This window comes from Granulicella rosea, from assembly GCF_900188085.1.
GTDB classification, from domain to species: Bacteria; Acidobacteriota; Terriglobia; order Terriglobales; family Acidobacteriaceae; genus Edaphobacter; species Edaphobacter rosea.
Window position 1 is genome coordinate 771,122 of the sequence record NZ_FZOU01000001.1, and the last position, 19,558, is coordinate 790,679.

General features: G+C 65.4%; 15 protein-coding genes. 7 read left to right on the top strand and 8 right to left on the bottom strand.

All coding sequences use genetic code 11. The features are described 5' to 3' along the window. Window positions 1-140 precede the first annotated feature (140 nt). The 6 genes from CHB87_RS03465 to CHB87_RS03490 form a co-directional block, all read right to left on the bottom strand. A complete protein-coding gene (locus tag CHB87_RS03465) occupies window positions 141-1,223 on the bottom strand; it encodes a hypothetical protein (protein WP_089406970.1) in 1,083 nt (360 codons plus the stop codon). 22 nt (window positions 1,224-1,245) lie between these two features. Then, complete coding sequence (locus CHB87_RS03470) at window positions 1,246-3,831, bottom strand: TonB-dependent receptor (protein WP_089406971.1); 2,586 nt, start codon at window positions 3,829-3,831, stop codon at window positions 1,246-1,248. A gap of 261 nt (window positions 3,832-4,092) precedes the next feature. After that, a complete protein-coding gene (locus CHB87_RS03475) occupies window positions 4,093-5,232 on the bottom strand; it encodes a diflavin oxidoreductase (protein ID WP_089406972.1) in 1,140 nt (379 codons plus the stop codon). A gap of 132 nt (window positions 5,233-5,364) precedes the next feature. Then, entirely contained in the window at window positions 5,365-7,428 is a 2,064-nt protein-coding gene (locus CHB87_RS03480; protein ID WP_089406973.1) for an NHL repeat-containing protein, read from the bottom strand. 181 nt (window positions 7,429-7,609) lie between these two features. Next, window positions 7,610-8,155, bottom strand: a complete 546-nt coding sequence (locus CHB87_RS03485) for a hypothetical protein (RefSeq protein WP_142988190.1) — start codon at window positions 8,153-8,155, stop codon at window positions 7,610-7,612. Window positions 8,156-8,263: 108 nt separating this feature from the next. After that, window positions 8,264-8,623 carry a hypothetical protein gene (locus CHB87_RS03490; RefSeq protein WP_089406975.1) on the bottom strand — a complete coding sequence of 120 codons (360 nt, stop codon included), beginning with the start codon at window positions 8,621-8,623 and terminating at the stop codon, window positions 8,264-8,266. Window positions 8,624-8,775: 152 nt separating this feature from the next. Between CHB87_RS03490 and CHB87_RS03495 the strand changes: the two genes are divergently transcribed. Next, window positions 8,776-9,651, top strand: coding sequence for a deoxyribonuclease IV (locus CHB87_RS03495; RefSeq protein WP_089406976.1), 876 nt, complete (start codon window positions 8,776-8,778; stop codon window positions 9,649-9,651). 67 nt (window positions 9,652-9,718) lie between these two features. Here the strand turns inward: CHB87_RS03495 and CHB87_RS03500 are convergent, their stop codons facing one another. Beyond that, window positions 9,719-11,299: a carboxylesterase/lipase family protein gene (locus CHB87_RS03500; protein ID WP_089406977.1), complete on the bottom strand. Its 1,581-nt coding sequence runs from the start codon at window positions 11,297-11,299 to the stop codon at window positions 9,719-9,721. A gap of 104 nt (window positions 11,300-11,403) precedes the next feature. Between CHB87_RS03500 and CHB87_RS03505 the strand changes: the two genes are divergently transcribed. From CHB87_RS03505 to CHB87_RS22140, 5 genes are all read left to right on the top strand, one after another. After that, window positions 11,404-13,149, top strand: coding sequence for a bifunctional metallophosphatase/5'-nucleotidase (locus CHB87_RS03505; RefSeq protein ID WP_089406978.1), 1,746 nt, complete (start codon window positions 11,404-11,406; stop codon window positions 13,147-13,149). A 36-nt stretch (window positions 13,150-13,185) separates the two neighbouring features. Continuing rightward, window positions 13,186-13,524, top strand: a complete 339-nt coding sequence (locus tag CHB87_RS21775) for a hypothetical protein (protein WP_142988191.1) — start codon at window positions 13,186-13,188, stop codon at window positions 13,522-13,524. 45 nt (window positions 13,525-13,569) lie between these two features. Beyond that, window positions 13,570-16,128 carry a leucine--tRNA ligase gene (gene leuS, locus CHB87_RS03515; protein WP_089406980.1) on the top strand — a complete coding sequence of 853 codons (2,559 nt, stop codon included), beginning with the start codon at window positions 13,570-13,572 and terminating at the stop codon, window positions 16,126-16,128. After that, window positions 16,128-17,078, top strand: a complete 951-nt coding sequence (locus tag CHB87_RS03520) for a hypothetical protein (RefSeq protein ID WP_089406981.1) — start codon at window positions 16,128-16,130, stop codon at window positions 17,076-17,078. Before leuS ends, CHB87_RS03520 begins: the two co-directional genes overlap by 1 nt. Before the next feature lie 68 nt (window positions 17,079-17,146). Further along, the gene (locus CHB87_RS22140; RefSeq protein WP_176441559.1) at window positions 17,147-17,317 is read left to right on the top strand and encodes a hypothetical protein; all 171 of its coding nucleotides are present in this window, start codon (window positions 17,147-17,149) and stop codon (window positions 17,315-17,317) included. On the opposite strand, the gene CHB87_RS03525 is transcribed toward CHB87_RS22140, so the two are convergent. Beyond that, window positions 17,314-17,934, bottom strand: coding sequence for a hypothetical protein (locus tag CHB87_RS03525; protein WP_089406982.1), 621 nt, complete (start codon window positions 17,932-17,934; stop codon window positions 17,314-17,316). The two genes, CHB87_RS22140 and CHB87_RS03525, sit on opposite strands and share 4 nt — an antisense overlap. Window positions 17,935-17,997: 63 nt before the next feature. Between CHB87_RS03525 and guaA the strand changes: the two genes are divergently transcribed. Then, window positions 17,998-19,557, top strand: coding sequence for a glutamine-hydrolyzing GMP synthase (gene guaA / locus CHB87_RS03530; protein WP_089406983.1), 1,560 nt, complete (start codon window positions 17,998-18,000; stop codon window positions 19,555-19,557). Window position 19,558 lies beyond the last annotated feature (1 nt).

Genomic DNA, 19,558 nt, shown 5'->3' on the forward strand with positions numbered 1-19,558 from the left:
GCTACGCTCAGGATGACAAGCATTTGGACGGGTGCTGTGCTCCAGGCGTGCGCCTCGGTGAAGGGTTGCCCTCCGATCGCTGCCTTCGACGATGAGGCTGCGATCGGAAGGACGGTGTATATGTCCGTAAAAGTTACAAATTACTTGGCGGTGACGGTGAAGACCCCGTCTTTTGCGACTGTCTCTTCGGTAAGGCTCTTGCCTTTGGCCCAGTCGGGCGACTTCATCGTTACGACCTGCGTGGCGCCCGTGGCCGCGATGCTGGCGGTGGCGAACTTCGTCTTCCTGCCGGCGATGAAGTCGATCGAGGCGGGTGTGAACTGCAGAGTGACGCTGTGCTTGTCGCCGTCTTTGACTGGAGCATAGCGTGCGCTTTCGATGGCCCATGCATCTGCGGTGCGCGTGGCTACGGTGGTCACGCGTATGCCTGGGTTGCGTGCGTCGGTGGTGGTCACGGTGACGTGTGCGCCGTCCACCTTGTCGATCCTGATGGTGCGGTGCGCGCCGCGGTCCCCGTCCAACTCCCATGCAGAGCCCGTGTTGAGCGTGGTGGGCGCGCTCGCGATCTTCCAGCTCTCCGTGCCGGGGTAGAGCACGATGCGGTGTGCGGCGACGGTCATGGCGCCGCGATAGCCGACGAAGTATGGCGGTTTGCTGATCTCCTTCCACACCTCGGCGGGCGCGGAGACGTTACCGATCTGTAGTGCGGTGCCTTCGCCGGCGACCGCGCCGAGTTCGCGATAGGCAAGCACCGGCAAAGGAATCTCGTGCAGGTCGGTGAGGCCGGAGCCCTGTTCGGAGACGTCCGAGCCCTGCACGAAGTGGAATTCGAAGGGCTTCTCGTCGGCCATGGTGAAGCGGATGCTGGCGGTGTTGCCGACGGCGAAGTTGCCGTCCCACTCGAAGGCCATGGCGACCTTGTAGGCCTCGCCGCCCTGGAACTTTGCGGCCATGACGAGCGCGTCGGAGTTCGAGTAGGTGATGCGTTTGCCGGATGGTCGCTGGGTGAGGACAACGTTGTAGATGGGCTGCTTGCCGGTCTGGTCGACGTCGACCTCGAGCATGGAGTAGGGCAGCTCGTCGCCGACGAACTCGACGAACTGATTGGGCCAGTAGGTGTACTGGGTGAGGATGCCGGTGGTTGGCGGCGGGATGGATGCTGCTGTTTGCGCGGCTGCGGTGAGGCTGAGGGTCAGGAGGGCGGCGATGGCTGGGCGGATCATGGTGTCTCCTTGTGAACGGAAGTTAGAAGGCGTAGCGCAGGCCGGCTTCGACGCGGCGGCCGGGGTCCGAGGCGTAGCCCTGCCCGAGATAGGGTGAGCCGAGGACTCCGCCGACGGAGGTGACGTTGTTGTGGTTCAGCACGTTGGTGCTGCGCAGATTCAAGGCGAGGGTCTGGCCGTCGGCCTTCTTCGTCAGCGGGAAGGTGCGGCTGAGGTTGACGTCCATGTGGATGTTCCAGGGCATGGCGCCTGCGTTGCGGTTGATGGTTGGGCCTGTGCCCGTCGGGCTGAGTGCGCCGAAGCGTGTGTGGTAGACGAGAGTGTCTGCGGCGGTGGCGTAGTGCGGACGGTCGTTGAAGACGCCGTCGTTGTTGTTGTCGAAGCCGGTGGTGATGTTGTAGGCAGGGCCGCTGTTGGCGTCGAATTGCGTGGAGAGGTTGACCTTGCGAGGCAGGACCAGGTTGCCGAAGGCGATGACGTGATGGGTGTTCTGCCAGGTGGGTCGCGCGGTCTCGCCCTGGTCGGTGTTGTTCTGGGGGAAGGAGCCGTCGCCATCGGTGTCCGAGCGCAGGTCCATGCGGATGTAGCCGGCGAAGATCTGCAGGCGCTTCAGGCTGTGCTGGTCGACGCCGAGGAAGATGACGTTGCCCTTCAGGTGGCCGGTCTGCTGGTACTGGTCGATGTTCAGCGCGGGGCCGAAGGGGCGCGGTCCGGTGAGCGTGCCGTCGGTAGGCGCATTGATGTTGCGCGAGCGATAGTCGTTCCATGCGCGGGCAAGGTAGAAGTTTGCCTGCACGTGCCAATGTCCCTTCAGGTCGTGCTCGACGCCGAGGTGCGATTGCCACGACGGGTTCTGGCCGGAGCCGGGCGCAAGCTGGCGCACGGTTGCGACCGTGGCTGCGCCGATCGTGCCGGGGTAGTAGGTGACGCGCTGGATCTGGTGCGTGCCGTCGAGTCGTCGCGCTTCGAGCGTATCCGCGGTATCGACTGGCGAGAAGAACAAACCCGAACGCAGGTGGAAGACCCATGCCTGCTTTTTGTCGGGCGACCATGCCAGACCCACGCGCGGCGCGATGTTGTTGAGGCTGACGGGCGCGCTCTCCATCGCGTAGCGGAGGCCGAGCGAGAGCGAAAGACGCGGGCGCAGCTTCCACTGGTCCTGTCCGTAGAGGACGACGCGAAGCTGGTTGAGCGTGGTGGCGGCCGTGCCGGTGGTCTGGGTGAAGGTGGTGGCGGCGCCGGCCTGATACTGCTGCAGCGCGGTCTGCGTGGCGCTGCCGCCGTAGAGCGTGCTGCCGTTGAAGTTCGTGGGCAGCGAGTCGCTCAGACGCAGGTCGAGCGCCTCGATGCCGAGTTTGAAGTTGTGCTTCTTCGTGCTGAAGAGGATGTCGTCGTCAACCTCGAGGTCGCGCTCATGCGCGTGCAGCGCGCCGGTGACGATGCCGCCTGAGGTAAAGTAACCGGCGACTTGCAGCGACGGCGCGGTGGAGTTGGGCGTGTCGTCGCGATAGCGCCAGGTATAGCCGACGCGGCTTTCGTGCAGCAGGCGCGGGGTGATGGTCTGGAGGTTGGTGAAGCGCAACGCGTGCTCGGACTGCACGCTGCCATAGCCGGCGGATTCAAGCGTATTCCCGCCCACGCCGAGGTTGCCAAGCTCGTTGACGCCCGCGGTGTACGTGCCGGTGAAGTTGTTCTTCGGCGTCAGCAGCCAGCCGAAGCGCAGGCTGCCGGACCACAGCGCCTTGGGCGTGGCGACATTCGCTATGTACTGGCTGCCGTCGCCCAGCACGGCATTGACGACGGCGAACTGGTCGATCTGGCGGTGTTCGAGCGCGACGGCGAAGTCGGCCTTCTTCGGCTTGATCGGCCCGCTCAGTTCGAAGCCGTAGCGCTGTTTTCCGATCGCTGCCTTCGACGTTGAGAATGGGTCGGCGGCGTTCATGAAGCTGGCCGACTGAGTGGTGAAGAGCGCGCCGTGCAGCTTGTCCTGGCCGGGCTTGGTGTAGATCTCGATGCGTCCGCCCTGGTACGGTGGGCGCTCGTACTCGGACGAGAAGAGGTCGGGGTTGACGCGGATGTAGGCGATGGAGGACTTGGGCGGGATGCGTCCGCCATTCTGGAATCCGTCGACCGCGATGGTAGCCGCGCCGGGCGCGCCGCCGGCTGCCGCGGCCAGCACCTGCAGCTCGCGTGCAAACTCGTCGGGGTCGTCGGCGAGCTGCTTCAGGTCTTCCTTCTGGAGCGTCTTCGAGCCGGCGACGTCGTCGGAGTCGACGCCGGAGCCTTCGGTCACGTCGATCTCGGTCTTCACGCTGAGCGGCTTCAGATGGATGGCGGTCTCGGCGCCGGCGACGGCGCGGACGGTGGTGGGTTCGAAGCCTTCGAAGGTGACGGTGATGCGGTGTTTTTCGCCGGAGAGGCAGCCGGTGGTAAAGCGGCCCTGCGCATCCGTGCGAATAGCCATCGCTGCGTCGATCCGTACGGTCGCGCCGACGACGATGGCGCCGGTCGCGTCCAGCACCTGTCCACTCAGCTTGCCGCATGCGGGTTGCTGGGCTTGAAGGGCTGCTGTAAATGCCAAGCTGATTGCTGTGGCTTGGAGCTTCATCCCGTTTCTCCTGTGTCGGTTACAGGATCAAGAATGAATGTCTCCGCGCGGCAGCGGCAGTGGGGATTGTCAAGGTTCGGATGTGACAGATGTCATGTGTTGGGGAGAAATGATGGAAGCATGGAGCTTCAGCCCCATGAACGCAGCCTCAGCGTGAAAGGGCTTTAGCCCCGGGGCATCTCCGAAGAGGCCCAGGGCTAAAGCCGCTTCGTTGAAACGCGTGATTTGCAGGGCTGAACCCCTGCGCTTCCACCTCAAAGCCTAGTACACGTCCAACTGATACCGCTTGTCCTTCTTCATCTGGTTCAGGTACGCCTCCGCGTGCTCGAGCGTGCCGTTCGAGCCCTTGGCGATGGCGTCGAGCAGTGCGGTGTGGACGTCCTTGGCCATACGGCTGGCGTCGCCGCAGACGTAGAAGTGGGCGCCGCGCTCCAGCCACTCGAACAGTTCGGCGGACTTCTCCTGCATGCGGTCCTGCACGTAGACCTTCTTCTGCTGGTCGCGCGAGAAGGCGGTGTCGAGATGCGTCAGGATGCCGTCCTTCACCATGCCTTCGAGTTCATCCTGGTAGAGGAAGTCGAGCGCCTTGCGCTGCTCGCCGAAGAAGAGCCAGTTCTGACCCTTGGCGCCGGTCGCCTTGCGCTCTTCGAGGAACGAGCGGAAGGGCGCGATGCCGGTTCCGGGGCCGACCATGATGACCGGGGTGTCGGGGTTCTCGGGCAGGCGGAAGTTGTTGTTGCCATGCAGGAAGATGGGCATGGTGGCGCCGACCGGAGCGCGCTCGCCGAGGTGGCCGCTGGCGACGCCCTGGCGGGTGCGGCTGTGCGAATCGTACCGGACTACGCGGACGGTGGTCTGCACGGCGCCCGGGTGCAGCGCGATGCTCGACGCGATGGAGTACATGCGCGGCACCAGGCGGCCGACCACCTGGAACATCTGCTGCGGGTCGGTGATGACGCCGGGGAACTCCGTGGCCAGGTCGATGAACTCGCGGCCGTAGCAGTACTCCTCGGCGCGCGCCTTGTTGTCCAGGCCGGAGAGATGCTTCAGGCCCTCGACGGTGGGGGCGAGCTTGGCGTACTGGTTGATCGCGCCGCGGGTCAGCACGCCGATGGTGAGGCGGCTGCGCAGCGCCTCGAGAAAGCTGATCTCGACCTTGTAGTGGTCGAGTACGCGCTCGTCGCCGGTGAAGCCCAGCGCCTTGAGAACCTCTTCCACGGCCTCGTCGCGGTTCGTGGGCAGGATGCCGACGGCATCGCCGGGCGTGTAGTGCATGCCCTCTTCCAGCGCCAGTTCGATATGGCGCGTCTCCTTTTCGGAGCCCTCCGCCGTAAGCAACTCGTTGACAGTCACGGTCGCCTGGTAGGGATTGTTGCGGGTGTACTTTGCTGTTTCGCTCATCTCTCCATCTTAAACGAATCGGAGGGGCGGATCGAGAATTTGCGGGACAAAAAGAAGCCCGTTTGGAGGACTGAATTGGAAAGGGCGGGACTTGAGTCCCGCCCTTTTCAAGCGTTCAACGCGGGTCAAGCGTCAGGGCTTGACGCCGTACTGGCCGGCGGAGAGCACTGGGTTGGTCGGCGCGGCGACGCCGAGGATCTGGATCAGGTTTGCGGGGTGCGTCGTGCCGTTGCCGCTGCTCAGGGTCCAGATGGCGCCCGAGCGGTCGATCTCCAGGTACGAAGGCGAGTAGAGCGTTCCGGTCGAGCTGGGGATGAAGCCGGTGCTGGCGGGCGAGAGGAACGCCGCCTGCGCCGGGCTGTACTCGACCACCGAGCTGCCGCCGGTGTTCGCGACGAAGAGGTTGTTGTTGCCGTCGACCACGACCGCGGTCGGCGTGGTCAGGCCGCCGCCGGTGACCGCGGTTCCGACCGTGGCGGCGCCGCCCGAGATCGTGACCGGGTAGATCGCCGCCGGGACGGCCGCTGTGACGTTCTTGGTCGTCGCGGGGCCGCCGGCGATCACGATCCAGCCGCGGCTGGTGCTGTCGACCGCGACCGAGATGCTGCCATAGGCGGTGTTGCTGGCCGGTACGCCGACCTCGCTGCCCAGGCCGGTGATCTGGATGGGAGACGCGGTTGCGGTGGCTGCGCCCGTCGCGCTCGGCGTCACCTTGAAGACCTCGGCGAGGTTGTCGTCGATCGCCGTGATCCAGATGTTGCCGGTGTTCACGTCGAAGGCGATGCCGCGTGCGCCGCCGAGCGCGCCGGTGGGCTGCGGCGCGGTGAAGCCGCTGAAGCTGGTCGTCGGCGTGGTGAAGGATGCGGAGGGGAACTCGACCAGCGGGCAGGTGACCGAGGCGCAGGTCGCCTTCGAGTAGCTGGAGGTCCAGACGTCGCCGAGCTTGTCGACCGCGATGCCGTAGGTGTTGGCGTTGGCGACGGAGGCGGGCGCGACGTCGAAGTTCAGCAGCGTGGAGGAGCCGTTGGAGGGCTTGTACTCGTAGACGCCGGTGGTTGCGCCATCGGTGATGAACAGATTGCCCGTGGGGTCGAAGGCGATCTGGCGCAGGCTGTCGCTTGAAGTGATCGACGTGTTCCCGGCAAGCAGATTGGCGGAGCTGATGGGCGCGCCCTGCGCGGTGAAGTTGATGAGGTAGTTATCCGCGCCGGAAGGGGTCCCGGTGACGTAGACGTTGTCGCTGGCGTCGATGCCGAGGCCGACGCCCGAGATCAACTGCGAGCTGGTGTAGGTGACTCCAAGGGTCCAGTCGTTGGGTGCGGCTGAGAGCGTGGGGCCGAAGGCGGCGTTGGCGCTGATGAGGCTGAAGAGTCCCGCAGGATTGGCGCCGGGATACTGGGCGATGTCGAGTGCTGCCTGCAGGATGTTGACCGGGGTGGAGAGACCGCTCGCCGACGGAGGCTTGGCGGCGGTGAAGAGCGAGGTGCAGGCCGTGCTGCCGGCGCTGGAGGTGTTGACGCAATCCTGCAGGATGTCGGCCAGCGAGTTAATGGTCGCCTGCGGCACGATGCCGGTGGAGCCCGCAGCCGGGGTCGCGGCATAGGCCTGACCGGTGTTGAAGCTGACGATGTTGTTCGCGTTGGCGAAGGCGTCCGTAAGGCCCTGCACATTGGTGGGGCTGGTTCCGAAGCCGGCGGTCATGGCCGCGCCGGTGGAGGCGATGAGGCCCGCGCCACCGGCGGGTGCAAATCCCGCGAGCGCGTAGGCGGCGGCGACGGTCGTCACCTCGTCCACGCTGATGACGGTGCTGGAGCTGAGGGAGGTGCAGGGTCCGAGCGCCGCCGCCATGAGGATGGCCGTATTGTTGACCGTGCCGACGATGCCGGGGTTACCGCCCGAGGCGAGCAGGTAGGCCTGCTGACCCGAGGGGCAGGTCGCGGCCGTGCCGTTCGGGAAGGTGAAAGCCCCGGTCGAACTCGTGGTGGTCGTGCCGAGCAGCGTCGGCGCGCCGCCGTAGCCGCCGCTGGTGGTGGCGTAGAGCTGGATCGTCGCGCCGGTTACCGGCTGCTGACCGCCGTGGACGAGGCCGCTCATGCCTTCAGTCGAGGCGACGGACGGCGCGGCCAGAGGGCCGGTGGCGCAGCCCGAAAGCAGGGCCGCGGCGCCGAATGCAAGCCCCAGGCCTGCCCGCTTCACTGCAAGCCGTTGAAAGGAAAAACCACCCACTTTAGTGCCGCGGGAACCAGAGCATACTCCACCCATACCATTTAGTCGCATGGGCCTAGCTTCGCTGGGCGTTGGCGCAAGTTCGGTAAATTGGCGAAGAATTTCCGGCGAATTTTCGTCAGTCAGGGTTGCGTCGAGGCTGTTCTAGAGGTTAACGTCCACCGATGTGATAAACGATGCCCGTGCTGAAGGTCTTGGGATTGAAGTTGCCGCCAATGCCATAGAACTGCTCGTAGCCATACTCGAAGGCGCGCCAGTCGAACTGCTTGCTGACCTGATAGTCGATACCCGAGTTGATCTGAATCTGTGCGTCGGTGGTGGAGCTGACGCTGGTGTTGCGTCCGTCGTTATACCGAGCGAAACCGACCATGCCTTCGATGTAGGGCGCGAACTTCTTGACCGGAATAGCGACCCGTGGTCCTACCACGACGCCATCCATGCGCTGGCCCGAGCCTCCGGTGAATGTTCCGCGGATATCGGCGGCGAGAAACAGGTGGTGTCCGCCGACGAGAGATTTGGTGACGCCAACGGTGGGGCCGTAGAGGACGTTGGTCAACTGGCCTGCGGCCGGGTACGCCGCAGAGTTGCCGGTCAGCTTGCTGGCGCTGAAATCCACGTAAACACTTACCTGCGAGAGCGCCGGCTGCACGATTGCCAATCCGGCCGCAAGCAAAAGAAGGTTCCCTGCTGTTTTCATCCCTAAACTCCTCCGCCCGGAATCATACAGGAGAGAGGAGATGAAACAACAGTGGACTGACCACCTGCCGTACAGTCGGCGTTAACTGCCGCAGGTTCGATGGGCTTGCTAGTTGTTGTTGGCGTCGCCGGCGACCGGCGTGAAGGAGTCGGTGGCGACGTTTTCCTTCATGTCGGCCAGACGGCTGGCGTAGAGATCGTTGCGCAACTGGTGATGCGCGCTCTCGACCAGCAGAGGACGTGCGGCGCGGCGGTGAGGGTGGCCGGCGAACTGCGGCATGGAGGCAAAGTGGGTGGTGCGCGGCGTGTCGGAGTCGCTGGTCGTCTGGGTGTGCGCGTGCAGGCCGAGCGAGAGGGCGAGAATGCCGGTCGAGCTGCAGCCGGTGGTCGAGAGCGCGATAGGCAGGGCAAGCAGGACTGCAAAGAGGCGTGCGCCGGACAGATTGCGAAGTGTTTGGATGGCCGTCATGATGTCGCTCCGGAAGATGTTTTTAACCGCTTGAGCTGTCTATCGACGTACGCGGACCCTGAAAACCAACTGGACCAACTTTAGACAGTCCTCATGGCGGGCGGCTATCACCCGTTCGAGGGAGATTCCGGCATTTGGGTTAGCCTTGAGAGATGGCGGATTTGAAGACAACGAAGAAGCGGATTGGCGTGCATCTGGGAACGACGGGCGGATGCTGGACGGCGGTGAACCGGGCGGTCGAGGCGGGTGCGAACACCTTCCAGATCTTTTCGAGCAGCCCTCGGACCTGGAAGGCCGCGCCGGTGAAGCCGGAGGACGCGGCGAAGATGCGCGAGCTGCGGGCGCTGCACGACATCGGGCCGATCTCGATTCACGCCAGCTACCTGATCAACCTCTGCAGCCAGACTGAGAGCGTCCGGGTGAACGCCATTGCGGCGTTTCGCGGCGAGGTGGAGCGCTCCCTGGCGCTGGGGGCGGAGTACCTGGTGCTGCATCCCGGAAGCTGGAAGGGACTGACGCGCGAAGAGGGGCTGAAGCTGGCGGCGGCCTCGATTGAGGAGTCGATAGCAGGACTGCCGTGGCAGGGCGCGGACTTCAAGATTCTGATCGAGAACACGGCCGGCGCGGAGTTCTCGCTGGGCGGAAAGCTGGAGCAGGTGGCGGAGCTGGTTGAGCTGCTGCAGCGGTGCGCGCCGGTGGGGGTGTGTCTCGACACCTGTCACGTCCATGTCGCGGGCTACGATATCGTGACCGCCGAAGGCTACGAGGAGACGATGGCGCTGGTGGGTTCGACCATCGGCTTCGACGCGGTGAAGGTTTGGCACTGCAACGACGCCAAGGCGGCGCGCGGCTCGAAGCTGGACCGGCATGAGCACATCGGCGAAGGGACGATCGGCGCCGCTGCGTTCCGGCGGCTGCTGCACGATGCGCGGTTCAATCACTCGGTGTTTATCGCGGAGACGCCGGTCGACGCTCCGGGGGATGAGGCGCGGAATGTGAGTGTGTTGCGGACGCTTTCGGCTGGTTGATTCATGGGCCGATAGAAAACGCTTGTCATCCTTCGCTGCGCTCAGGATGACAAGCATCGTACAGCGACTATTTCGACTCGCCCCAGACGCTGTCGAGGAACTGATAACGGTTTTCGTGCGGCGCGGGCAGGGCCTTTGGGTTCGCGTCGAGCGTCATGACATTGTGGCTGGCGCTGTAGGCGGGCCACTTCGGCAGTCCGGGTCCGTTGGGGTCGCCGGTGCGGGCGAAGTTGGTCCAGTACCGGCCCATCTGGTCGGAGAGCGTGCGGTCTTCGGGACGCAGCTTGACGCCGGGTCGGGAGTCGAGCGTGCCGAAGACGTACTCGATGTCGTCGGAGTGGAAGGCGCCTTGCTCCGCCGGGTGGTTGCGGTCGCCGGGCGATCCCAGCTCGAAGCGATAGCGGTAGACCGGGGCGCCGCCGGTTTTTGTCTGGGCTTCGATCCACTTCCAGGTCGCATACACGATGAACCTGTCGCTGGCATAGTCGTCCGCGATGCGGCTGGTGGCGCTGTCGCCGAGCGCATCGCTCTGGCCGCTGGGACCGTAGGCGCTAAGGAAGGCCTGGGCCTGTTCGCCGAAGTCGGTCTGCGCGGTCTCGGCGAGCGGCGTTTTGGTGCGGCTTTCGTTGGCGTTCCACCCGGCGAGCAGCGGGATGTGCGCCTGTTTGCCGTCGGCGTAGAGGTGTTCGAGCGTGTCGGGCAGGAAGTAGCCGTCGACTACGGGGCCCATGAACGGGGCCTTGCGGCCGGACTTGAAGGCGTTCATCAGGTCGCCGGTCGAAAGCGAGCGCAGGTAGGTGAGGTGGTCGGAGCCGAAGGTGTTCTCCGCCCAGCGAGCGTTGCGGGCCTCCAGCTTTTCGCGCGGCTGCGGGATGTACTGGCTGTCGGGCGCGCCGGCGAAGAGCGAGCCGCTCTCGCCGATGGCCTTGGCGATGAGGCCGCGGGTGAGCGGCGAGGCGACCTGCGCCGAGACCGACATCGACCCGGCGGATTCGCCGAAGAGCGTGACGTTGGCGGGGTCTCCTCCGAAGGCGAAGATGTTCTCCTGCACCCACTGGAGCGCCTCGGTCTGGTCCATCAGGCCGTAGTTGCCGCTGGCGTTGTGGCCGGACTCCTCGGCCAGCTCGGAGCTGGAGAAGAAGCCGAAGACGCCCAGGCGGTAGTTCATCGAGACCACGACGACGTTGCGGTGGGCGAGCACCTGGCCGTCCTGCCGCTGTTCGGACGAGCCGCCGGTCTGGAAGCCGCCGCCGTGGATCCAGACCATGACCGGCAGGCTGCCCGGTTTGGCGCCTGTGGGCGCCCAGACGTTCAGGGTCAGGCAGTCCTCGTTCGGACCGGGGTCGTGGAAGACCATGTCCGGGTAGGCGCCGAACTGCATGCAGTGCGGGCCGAAGGCGGTGGCGGGACGCACACCCTTCCAGCGCGCGACCGGCTGCGGCGCCTTCCAGCGAAGCTGATCGACCGGCGGCTGCGCGTAAGGAATGCCGAGGAAGGCGCGGACCTGCCCGTCCGGCGTCAGGACGCCCTGGATCTTTCCGGGCAGCGTCTTCACCACCAGCGGGTCCGGCTTGCGGGCGTGAAGGGCGAGCGGCAGACCGGCCAGCAAGAGGACAACGGCAAGAATCTTCGGCGGGAAGTGGGGCATCGGGTGTCTCCGATTGAACGTTATCACGGGGATACGAGGGCTGGCCGGGGCTGCGGTTCGAGTTCCTGGGGTTGCGGTTAGAGTTATGGATACGGAGGGTTGCGATGAGTCTGGTTCGGTTCGTGGGCGCGTGTCTGCTGGGGGTGGCGGCGCTGGGCACGGCGGGGGCGCAGGAGGTGCATCTGAAGATTGTCGCGCTGAACGATCTGCATGGGAATCTTCAGTCGCCGGGCAGCTACCGGTCCGGGCCGCAGACGCCGGAGACGCCGGTGGGCGGCGCGGCTGTTTTGGCCGGGTATGTCGAGCGGCTGACCGCCGGGAATCCGAACCATATCGTCGTCTCGGCGGGCGATCTGACGGGCGGCAGTCCGCTGATTTCGACCCTCTTCCACCACGAGGACACGATCGAGATCGCCAATCGCATGGGGCTGGAGCTGAACGGCGTCGGCAACCATGAGTTCGACCAGGGCCGGCAGGAGCTGCTGCGGCTGCAGGTTGGCGGCTGTTCGACGAAGGACGAAAATACCTGCAAGGGCGCGGTCGCAGGGACGCCCGTGCCGTTCGAGGGCGCGAAGTTTCAGTACCTCGCGGCGAACGTGTATGACGCCAGGACTGGCGAGACGATCTTTCCCGGCTATGCGATCAAGACGTATGGCGGGGTCAAGGTCGCCTTCATCGGCCTGACCCTGAAGGATACGCCGACCATTGTGGTGGCGAGTCAGGTGGCTGGGCTGCGCTTCGCGGACGAGGCCGAGACGGTGAACGCGATCGTGCGGCGGCTGCGGAAGCAGGGCATCGAGAGCTTCGTCGTGCTGATCCACCAGGGCGGGTTCCAGACGACGCCGCCGGGCACGAAGACGGCGGAGATCAACAGTTGCGCGGGCGGGTTGGAAGGCTCGCCGATTCGCGATATCGTCGGCCAGTTCGACGACGCGGTGGATCTGGTGCTCTCGGCGCACACGCATACGGCGTACAACTGCATGCTGCCGAACAAGGCCGGGCGGACGATTCCGGTGACGAGCGCCGCGGCCTACGGACGGCTGGTGACGGATGTCGACGTGACCCTGAGCACGAAGACGCATGACGTCACGGCGGTGACGGCGCGGAACGTGCTGGTCGACCGGACGGACGCGACGGTGATTCCGGATGCGGCGATCGGGAGAATCGTGGACGCGTACGCCAAACTGGTCGCGCCGATCACGAGCCGCGTGGTGGGGTCGGTGACGGCGACCATCCGCAAGAGCCAGAACGACAACTCCGAGAGCGCGCTGGGCGATGTGATCGCGGACGCGCAGGCAGAGGCCACGCAGGCGCAGGTCGCGTTCATGAACGCGGGCGGCATCCGGTCCGACGTGCCTTTTTCTTCCGGGGTTCAGGGTGTGCCGGACGGTAAGGTGACCTTCGGCGAACTGTTCGCGGTACACCCGTTCGGCAACCTGCTGGTGACGCTGACGCTGACGGGCGAGCAGCTTCATACGTTGTTGGAGGAGCAGTTCAAGGGCTGCAACCTGGGCGCTCCGGCGGGGACGGAGGCTTCGGTGAGTAATCGTACGCTGAACTCTTCGGCTGGCCTGACCTACACCGTATCCAAAGATGGGCCGCCGTGCGCGAAGATCGTCGCGGGCAGCATCAAGATCGGCGGCAAGGCGTTGGACCCTGCGGCGAAGTACCGGGTGACGGTGAACAGTCTGCTGGCCGACGGCGGGGAGCAGTTCTATGTGCTGAAGCAGGGCACGGACCGGGTGGTGAGCGGGACCGATCTGGAGGCGTTGATGGCGTACTTCGCGAAGCACGCCCAGATTGCGCCGCCGGCGACGAATCGCGTGCAGGAGCAGGTGTCGGTCCGGTGAATTCGCTTGCCAGCGCGGTTGCGTGGAAGGATACTGGTGCGGAATCAACGCAGGCATGTTTTCGGTCGCGGAGAGGCGTATGCGCGGTGCGTGGTGGTGTGGGGTTCTGCTTTGTGGAGCGGCCTTTGCGGTGGCGCGGGGGAGTTTGCCCAGGGAGCGATGGGCGCGCAGCAGCAGAGCATCGGCGCGAACCAGTCCGTGATGGCGGCGATTCTGGCGCCGGTGACGGGCGAGCCTTACAAGGCGGACAAGATCACGCGCTCGGTGCAGAAGCTCGGCGACGGCACGATCATCACGCATGGATCCGGCGCCCTCGCTATTCCAGGTCCCGCCGACTACAGGGTGACCGATCCGAAGAAAGCCGGGGTTGAGTAGCTCTTCGACGCGCGTTCGCGGCCACTTCTTTACAATGGAAGATCTATGGCTGAGCAGACGAACGTGGAACTCCCGCAGGACCGGTACAACCCGGCAGAGATCGAACCGAAGTGGCAGGCAGCGTGGGACGCGGACGCGACCCTTTACGCCGCCGACACGCACGAGACCGGCAAGCCGAAGTTTTATTGCCTGGAGATGCTGCCCTACCCGAGCGGTCAGTTGCACATGGGGCATGTGCGCAACTACGCCATCGGCGATGCGCTGGCGCGCTTCATGTGGATGCGCGGCTACAACGTCCTGCATCCGATGGGCTGGGACGCCTTCGGTCTGCCCGCCGAAAATGCCGCGCTCAAGAACAACACGCCGCCGCGCGAGTGGACGCTCTCGAACATCGCCGCCATGCGCAAGCAGATGCGGCGCATGGGGCTGAGCTACGACTGGTCGCGCGAGGTGACGACCTGCCTGCCCGACTACTACAAGTGGAACCAGTGGCTCTTTCTGAAGATGTTCGAGAAGGGCCTGGCCTATCGCAAGAAGAGCAAGGTGAACTGGTGTACGCAGTGCGCGACCGTGCTCGCGAACGAGCAGGTCATTGACGGTTGTTGCTGGCGCCACGAGGATACGCCGGTCGAACAGCGTGACCTGACCCAGTGGTTCCTGCGCATCACGAAGTACGCGGATGAGCTGCTGACTGGCCTCGACAAGCTCGACGGCTGGCCCGACAAGGTGCGGACCATGCAGCGCAACTGGATCGGCCGCAGCGAAGGCACGTTGGTCGACTTCGTCGTGCAGGGGGGAGCGAGCCGCACGGAGGGCTCCGCGGGCAAGGGCGAGAAGATTACCGTGTTCACCACGCGCGTGGATACGATCTTCGGCGCGACCTCGGTGCAGCTTGCGCCGGAGCACGCCATCACAAAGCTCTTCGCCGCGGAAGATGCGACGCTCGCCGCGAACGTCGAGGAGATGATCGCCCAGCAGGCGAAGGCGCGCGAGGCCGGCGACATCGGCGCCATCGAGAAGCACGGCGTGCCGACGGGCCGTTTCGCCATCAATCCGTTCAACGGCGAATTTGTGCCCATCTGGGTTGCAAATTACATCCTGGCCGACTACGGCACGGGCGCGATCATGAGCGTTCCGGCGCATGACGAGCGGGACTTCGAGTTCGCGACCAAGTACGGGCTGCCGGTGAAGCGCGTGATTGCGCCCGCCTCTCTTGCAAGCCAGGACGATCCCGATGCGGAGGCGCTTCCGCTGCCGTATCTTGCCGAGGAGGGTGCTGTGCTCATCGAGTCGGGCGAGTGGACGGGCGAGGCCTGCCTCGACGCGCAGCCGAAGCTGGCGGCGCTGGCTCAGGCCGGCGGGTTCGGTTCGGCGACGGTGACTTACCGGTTGAAGGACTGGGGCGTCAGCCGCCAGCGGTACTGGGGCACGCCGATCCCCATGGTCTACTGCGACTGCTCGCCCGAGGAGCCGTTGCCGCTCGCGCTCGAAGATCTTCCGGTGTTGTTGCCGCCGCAGGTGGACATCACCCAGCAGGGCGGTTCGCCGCTCGGGCGTGTGCCGGAGTTCGTCAACGTTGCCTGCCCGAAGTGCGGTCAGCCGGCGAAGCGCGAGACCGACACGATGGACACCTTCGTCGATTCGAGCTGGTACTTCTACCGCTACACCGACGCGCAGAACGACCAGGCGCCGTTCGACTCGGCGAAGGCCAACTACTGGTTCCCCATCGACCAGTACATCGGCGGCGTGGAGCACGCGATTCTGCACCTGATCTACTCGCGCTTCTGGACGAAGGTGATGCGCGACCTCGGCTTGATCGACAACGACGAGCCCGCCGCGCGCCTCTTTACGCAGGGCATGGTCATCAAGGACGGCGCGAAGATGTCGAAGTCCAAGGGCAACGTCGTGAGCCCGGACCTGATGATCGAGCGCTATGGCGCGGATGCGACGCGCATGTACGCGCTCTTCGCGGCGCCGCCGGACCGCGACCTGGAGTGGCAGGAGGAGGGTGTCGCGGGCATCTCGCGCTTCCTCAGCCGCGTGTATCGGCTGACGACGAAGTATGCGGACATCTCACGCGCGGAGACCTCCGGCTCTGCGGCGGAGGCGAAGTTGCTGCGCAAGCTGCACCAGACCATCGCGAAGATCACGCAGGACTTCAGCGGCCGCTGGCACTTCAATACCTGCATCGCGGCGGTCATGGAGCTGGTCAATGAGATCGCCGCATCCGAGGCCGCGATGGACGCGGGCGAGATCTCGGGCGCGGCGGTGCGCGAGGTCTTCCGCAATCTCATCCTGATGCTCGCGCCCTTCGCGCCGTTCTTCGCGGCGGAGATGTGGGAGCGCATCGGCGGCGAGGGCGTGGTCTTTCGCACCGAGTGGCCGGTCGCGAACGAGGAGCTGGCGCGCGAGAGCGAGATGGAGATTCCGGTGCAGGTGAACGGCAAGCTCGTCTCGGTCGTGAAGCTGGCGGTTGGCAGCGACAAGGCGGCGGTCGAAGCGGCTGCGCAGGCGGACGAAAAGGTCGCGGCGCGCATCGCTGGCAAGACGCTGGTGAAGCTGATCGTCGTGCCGGGCAAGCTCGTGAATCTGGTCGTGAAGTAATGACGGCTCACTCCGCAACGCCGGTGCGTGGGACGCAGTCGTTCGTCCATACGCTGAGTTCGTGCTGGTCGCGGCCTTCTCTCACGGGGCTGGAGGTGCTTTGGCGCTGGGTCGTCGGCATCCCCGCGTTGTGGGTGTCGGTGACGCAGGTGCGGGCGATCCTGCTGCGCCACACCGACGGCACGCTGGATCCGGCTCGGCTGGGGCTGGATCGCAAGCTGCTGCTCGACCCGGTCGGGGCGCTCTCGGCCGATCCGCTGGGAGTGGTGGGTAAGTTCACCGGCGCGCTGGGCGTCGTGTGGCCCGATCTGGCGCATCTGGCGGCGTGGCTCGTGCCGGTGCTGATCGTGGCGTTCGTGGTGGCGTCGTCGTTCGGCCGGACGGTGGTGCTGCGCCGCGCGGACCCGCTGCTGCATGCGCGTCCGCTGACGCTGATGATCCTGCAGGCGATCCGCACGGCAGCGCTGGTGGGCAGCTTCGGGGTGTGGTTCTGGTTGCTGATGTGGGCCGCTCGGGTGGCGATCCAGTCGCCGATCGCTCTGGGGCAGGAGCCGAACCTCGTGCTCTACTGCGCGATCGTCATCGTGTCGACCATCGTGCTGTTCGTCCTGTGGGCGGCGGTGAGCTGGGTGTTTTCGGTCGCCCCGCTGCTGGCGATGCTGCGCGACCTGGGCCCGGCGGCGAGCCTCAGGGCGGGGTTGCGGCTCGGCCCGCTAAAGGGCAAGCTGGTCGAGATCAACCTGGTCATGGGCATCGTGAAGATTGCGCTGATTGTGCTGGCGATGGTCTTCTCGGCCTGTCCGCTGCCGTTCGAGACGGTCGAGACGCAGGAGTTTCTGGCGTGCTGGTGGGCGGGCGTGGCGGTGCTGTACCTGCTGGGGTCGGACTTCTTCCACGTCGCGCGGCTGGTGGGCTACCTTTCCTTGTGGCGTGCGTACGAGGAGAAATAATTGCCGGTGGGCGAGCGAAAATCTGCATCTCAACGTAAGTCGCTGAAACTACGTTTGCGGAGGCTCGTATGTCGTTTGGACTCTATGCGGTTGGGTATCTGGTTCTGATTATCGGAGTTGCTTACATTGCACACCTGATGCACATTCCAGACCAGTGGGTAATTGGTGTGGTGATTCTGCTGATCGGCGTGGGCATTGTGACCGGCGTGCAGAATACGCGGGCCAAGGACCCGAACTAACGCCTGCGTTTGCCGGATCCGCCCGGGGCGCGGCTGCTCGCGCGCCGTTCGCGCAACTGCAGCGCGCCGGCCGTGAGCGGAATCGCTTCGAGCAGCAACCACAGCAGGACGCCCAGGCCGATCCAATGCAGATTCGTGTCGGCGCGGTCTTCGGCGGTCGTGCCGGTGAACCAGCCGATCCAGAACAGGACGCCTGCGATGAAGAGTAAGGCCGCGAAGGCCGTCTCCGGCCATCTCAATGTGGCGGCGGGCCTGCGCAGCGCGTCGGCGCCGCGGCCGACCAGCCACCAGAAGAACAGTCCCACCACCGGATAGCTGAGCGCGCGCCAGACGCGGAAGTCCATGCCCGCTGGCGACCAGGAGCTGCGGTCGTCGCCGACGAGCGCGGTGGGTAGTTCGGCCAGCAGCGCCGGCAGGTTCAGCGCGGCGACCTGTGCGTAGCGGCGTTCCTCCTCTCCATGCGCGACAGGAGCCGTGGCGGGTGCGGCGGTCATGGGAGAGACGGCGGCCTTCATCTGCGCCGCAAGCGAGGACGCATACGGCAAGAGCAGCAGGAGCGAGACCAGCAGCGCGGCGATGGGCAGGGCGATGGCGAAGCGGATGGAGCTGGCGGTCACGGCTGGCTTTCCTCGATGGGTGTTCTCGTAGTGTAAGGCCCACGGCTTTACACTGGTAAGACGATGGACACTTCGACGATAGTCATTCTGGATTTTGGTTCGCAGTACACGCAGTTGATCGCACGGCGCATTCGCGAGTTCAACGTCTTTTCCGTTGTGCTGCCCTGCACGACGCCGCTCGACCAGGTGAAGGCGCTCAACCCGAAGGGTGTAATTCTGTCGGGTGGGCCGTGCTCGGTGTACGATCCGGACTCGCCCGCGGCCGACCCCGCCGTGCTGGCGATGGGACTGCCGGTGCTCGGCATCTGCTATGGGCTGCAGTTCATCACGCATCATCTCGGCGGCAAGGTGGAGAGTGCCGCGCAGCGCGAGTACGGCCATGCGGAGGTCGCGATCGTCGCCGAGACGCCGCTCTTCAGCGGTCTGCCGTCCGAGATCAACGTGTGGATGTCGCATGGCGACCACGCCGTCGCGCTGCCCGAGGGCTTCGAGCTGACGGCCAGGACGCCGACCGCGGTCGCGGGCATTGCGAACGAAGGGAAGAAGATCTACGCCGTGCAGTTCCACCCTGAGGTCGCCCACACGCGGCAGGGCATGGAGCTGCTGCGGAACTTCGCGCTCGACATCTGCGGCGCGACGGCGGACTGGACGCCTGAGCATTTCATCCAGACGACAGTGGAGCGGGTGCGCGCGCAGGTCGGCGAGGGCCACGCGATCTGCGGGCTGAGCGGCGGCGTGGACTCGTCGGTCGCGGCGGTGCTGGTGGCGAAGGCGATCGGCGACCGGCTGACCTGCATCTTCGTCAACAACGGCGTGCTGCGCAAGGACGAGTTCGCGAAGGTGCAGAAGACGATGACCGAGCAGCTTGGGCTGAACGTCGTCGGCGTGGATGCGAGCGAGCGGTTCCTGGCGAAGCTGGCCGGGGTCACCGATCCGGAGCAGAAGCGCAAGGCCATCGGCGGCGAGTTCATCGCGGTCTTCGACGATGAGGCGAAGAAGATCTTTGAAGCTGAAAAGGCTGGCGGCGAGGAGATTGCGTGGCTGGTGCAGGGCACGTTGTACCCCGACGTCATCGAATCCAGCAGCGTGAAAGGCCCGTCGCAGACCATCAAGAGCCATCACAACGTCGGCGGTCTGCCGGCGGATATGAAGCTGAAGCTGATCGAGCCGCTGCGCGACCTGTTCAAGGATGAGGTGCGGCGCATCGGCCGCGACCTCGGCATGCCGGAGGAGATCATCGAGCGCCAGCCCTTTCCGGGGCCGGGCCTCGCGGTCCGCATTCTGGGTGAGGTAACGGCCGAGCGAGTGGCGATCCTGCAGGAGGCCGACGAGATCGTCGTCGCCGAGATCAAGGCGGCGGGCCTCTACCGCAAGGTGTGGCAGAGCTTCGCGGTGCTGCTGCCGGTCAAATCCGTCGGCGTGATGGGCGACCAGCGCACGTATGCGAACACCTGCGTCATCCGCGCGGTGGAGAGCGAGGACGGCATGACCGCCGACTGGGCGCCCCTGCCGTACGAGCTGCTGCGGAAGATCTCCAGCCGTATCGTGAGCGAGGTGCGCGGCATCAACCGCGTCGTCTACGACATCACGAGCAAGCCGCCGGGCACGATCGAGTGGGAGTAGC

Excerpts from the sequence above, each read along its gene's own strand:
- leuS (WP_089406980.1), top strand. The coding sequence starts at position 13,570 with ATGGCTGAGCAGACGAACGTGGAACTCCCGCAGGACCGGTACAACCCG.
- CHB87_RS03500 (WP_089406977.1), bottom strand. The coding sequence starts at position 11,299 with ATGCCCCACTTCCCGCCGAAGATTCTTGCCGTTGTCCTCTTGCTGGCC.
- CHB87_RS03475 (WP_089406972.1), bottom strand. The coding sequence starts at position 5,232 with ATGAGCGAAACAGCAAAGTACACCCGCAACAATCCCTACCAGGCGACC.
- CHB87_RS03520 (WP_089406981.1), top strand. The coding sequence starts at position 16,128 with ATGACGGCTCACTCCGCAACGCCGGTGCGTGGGACGCAGTCGTTCGTC.
- CHB87_RS03490 (WP_089406975.1), bottom strand. The coding sequence starts at position 8,623 with ATGACGGCCATCCAAACACTTCGCAATCTGTCCGGCGCACGCCTCTTT.
- CHB87_RS22140 (WP_176441559.1), top strand. The coding sequence starts at position 17,147 with ATGTCGTTTGGACTCTATGCGGTTGGGTATCTGGTTCTGATTATCGGA.
- CHB87_RS03465 (WP_089406970.1), bottom strand. The coding sequence starts at position 1,223 with ATGATCCGCCCAGCCATCGCCGCCCTCCTGACCCTCAGCCTCACCGCA.
- guaA (WP_089406983.1), top strand. The coding sequence starts at position 17,998 with ATGGACACTTCGACGATAGTCATTCTGGATTTTGGTTCGCAGTACACG.
- CHB87_RS03495 (WP_089406976.1), top strand. The coding sequence starts at position 8,776 with ATGGCGGATTTGAAGACAACGAAGAAGCGGATTGGCGTGCATCTGGGA.
- CHB87_RS03470 (WP_089406971.1), bottom strand. The coding sequence starts at position 3,831 with ATGAAGCTCCAAGCCACAGCAATCAGCTTGGCATTTACAGCAGCCCTT.
- CHB87_RS03505 (WP_089406978.1), top strand. The coding sequence starts at position 11,404 with ATGAGTCTGGTTCGGTTCGTGGGCGCGTGTCTGCTGGGGGTGGCGGCG.
- CHB87_RS03485 (WP_142988190.1), bottom strand. The coding sequence starts at position 8,155 with ATGAAAACAGCAGGGAACCTTCTTTTGCTTGCGGCCGGATTGGCAATC.